This window comes from Lentisphaerota bacterium, assembly GCA_016873675.1.
Taxonomy (GTDB): domain Bacteria; phylum Verrucomicrobiota; class Kiritimatiellia; order RFP12; family JAAYNR01; genus VGWG01.
In genome coordinates this window covers 1-2828 of the sequence record VGWG01000193.1, presented here as the reverse complement: position 1 = coordinate 2828, position 2828 = coordinate 1, and the positions used below count along the sequence as shown (strand labels likewise).

3 protein-coding genes are annotated in these 2828 nt (G+C 61.1%); all 3 read left to right on the top strand.

Annotation, left to right across the window (positions count from 1 at the left end; all coding sequences use genetic code 11):
- The first annotated feature begins 279 nt into the window (after positions 1-279).
- The 3 genes from FJ222_12565 to FJ222_12555 are packed head-to-tail and all read left to right on the top strand — an operon-like array spanning position 280 to position 2728.
- Entirely contained in the window at positions 280-1731 is a 1452-nt protein-coding gene (locus FJ222_12565; GenBank protein MBM4165254.1) for a DUF4139 domain-containing protein, read from the top strand.
- 27 nt (positions 1732-1758) lie between these two features.
- Positions 1759-2163, top strand: coding sequence for a hypothetical protein (locus FJ222_12560; GenBank protein ID MBM4165253.1), 405 nt, complete (start codon positions 1759-1761; stop codon positions 2161-2163).
- A gap of 16 nt (positions 2164-2179) precedes the next feature.
- Entirely contained in the window at positions 2180-2728 is a 549-nt protein-coding gene (locus FJ222_12555) for a hypothetical protein (GenBank protein ID MBM4165252.1), read from the top strand.
- Positions 2729-2828 lie beyond the last annotated feature (100 nt).

The following is a 2828-nucleotide window of genomic DNA, read 5'->3' as shown; positions in this document are numbered from 1 at the left end:
TTCGGTCGCCGGTTGGGACGACCACGAGGTCTTCACGCAGCGGATCCGCAACTACACCGCCAAGCCGATCGAGGTCGAGGTGCGGCGGGCTTTCGCCGGACACGTGGACTTCCGCAGCAGCCTGCCCGGCGTCAAGCTCTTCGACTTCCAGACGACGGAGTTCACGGCCCCGGTGGCGGCGGGGAAGCAGGCCGACTGTATGTTTGAGATCCTGCGCCACCAGGCGCGCAACTCCAAGCAGAACAACATCACGCTCGTCAACGCCGAAATCTTCATTCCATGACACACCAACCAGCCATTCTGGCATGCGCGCTGGCGGCCGTCCTGACGGCCGTCGTGCAGGCCCGCAATGTGGACCTCTCCACCGTGCCGCGCCGCGACACGGTGCAGTTGACCATCTACAACAGCGAGGACCTGACGCTGGTGCGCGAGATGCGCACGCTGACGTTCAAGCAGGGGCTCAACGGCCTGCAATTCTCGTGGGCCAACACCCTGATCGACCCCTCGTCGGTCGAGATCCGGTTTCTCAGCCGGGCCGACAAGCTCAGCCTGCTGGACACGACCTATCCGCACGACAAGCCGCAGATGCTCTCCTGGAACGTGATCAGCGAGTTTGACGGCGACGCCGCCGTGGAGATCACCTACTTCACCAGCGGCATCACCTGGAGCGCCGACTACCTGCTGACGAGCGACCCGGAGGAGAAGACCCTGGGGTTCGAGGGGTTCGTGCGGGTGACCAACAACAGCGGCGAGGACTACGAGGGGGCGCAGGTGCGGCTGGTGGTGGGCACGATCAACCTGGTCGAGAAGATCGCCCAACTGGCGCGGATCGGGATGGACGATGTCAGTGGCATGAAGGAAGCCGAATACAAAGGATACAGGCAGCGGGCAACACGCAAGATGGTGGGCGACTGGGACGAGAAACGTGAAGCCGGAGCCGTGGATTCGGAGCTTGCTGATGCGCCGGCAGACGAGCTTCGGGCGAAGACCATCATCAAGGAAGGGCTCTCCGAGTATTTCATCTTCCGCATTCCCGGCGCGGAGACAATTCCGAACGGCTGGTCCAAGCGGCTGCGGGCCATCGAGGCGGAGCGGGTGCCGTTCAAGATTCAGTACCGCTACCGGCCGGCGCAGTATGGCGATCAACTGGTGCGGATGTATCTGTTCACGAACGACGTGCCCTCCAAGCTCGGCTCCGCGCCGCTGCCGGACGGCGTGATCCGCGTCTTCCGTCTCAACGGCCGCGACGGCCTCTCGTACCTGGCGCAGCAGCCCACGAAGTACATCCCCATCGGCGACAAGGTGGAGGTCAACCTCGGCCCCGACCCGGAGGTGATCTTCGAGCTGATCAAGCTGCGGGCCTCCCGCGATAACATCTGGATGCGGGTGCATGGCGCCGACGTGTTCCGCCGGGTGGATGACGGCGCGGTGAACATCGAGGTCAACAGCTCGGTCGCCGGCTGGGACGACCGCGAGGTTTTTACGCAGCGGATCCGCAACTACACGGCCAAGCCGATCGAGGTCGAGGTGCGGCGGGCCTTTACGGGCCATGTGGATTTCCGCAGCAGCCTGCCGGGGGTCAAGCTCTTCGACTTCCAGACGGTGGAGTTCACGGCGCCGGTCGCGGCGGGGAAGAAGGCCGACTGCCTGTTTGAGATTTTGCGCCACCAGGCGCGCAACTCCAAGCAGAACAACATCACGCTCGTCAACGCCGAAATCTTCATTCCCTGACGGGATTGTTAGAAATGGAGAATGACAATGCAGAAGTCGCTCATCGCAATGCTAATTACCGGCGTGATGTTCTTCGCCGACAATGTGGCGTGGGGACTCTCGGCAGCGCCCTGGCAAACTGAGGAGTTGGTTGAAAAGTCGGAACTGATCGTCGTGGGTAAGATCATAGAGACCGGAAAAGGTGCCGCCACAGTTGAAGTGTCTGAAATTCTAAAGGGTGAAGCGGTCAAAGTCGTCAAGATCACCGGCATCAGAAAATGGCGAGGGCAACCTGAGACACTTCCACAAGATAAGGAATATCTTTTGTTTCTTTCAAAAGTGGATGGGGAGTACCAGATTGTTGGTTCCAATCGGCATCTTGAGGGACTGAGAGAGCCTGCGGTCAAAGAAGAGGCCAAGAAAGTCATTCAGGGCAAGCTGAAAAGGCGCTGACGCGAGGGAGATGGGAATGCGCCCCGCACCGGTAGGGCATCGGCGTCTCGCCGCGCCGCAGGCACATGGAGAAGAGCGCAAGGTCTTGCTGTGTTTGGGAGGGGGACTGGGGCAAACTGAGGCAGTCTCGGACGCGCAGACATTCCTGTCTGCGCACCACTTCGCCTACGACCCCGCCACGCTCGCCCTCACCGCCGAAACCATCATCGCCGCCGGCCAGACCAACGTCCTGACCCGCACCCAGGACGCCCTCGGCCGCCCCTCCGGCCTGTCGCTCGGCTCCGACTATTCCGTGGGCTACGGCTATGACTCCTTGGGCCGCTTCCACTCCGTTACTTCCTCTGTGTTCTCTGTGCTCTCTGTGGCTCACTATTCGTATTTGCCCAATAGCGACTTGATTTCCGGCTGGAGCAATGGCATACTTCAAACCGTGAGAAGTTTTGAGTCCAACCGCTCCCTCATCACCGCCGTCGAAAACCGTGCCGGCTCCGACCTCATCTCCCGCTTTGACTACGCAAAACGGGCCTTGAGCGCGTTCAGGGGGTTGCAGGAGCCTCGGCTTTGAGTGGCGCGCCCGGCAGGATTTGAACCTGCAACCTTCTGATCCGAAGAGAGTCCCGCCGACAATCCAGAACCCCCCGGAAACACAGTGAAAACCGGTAAAA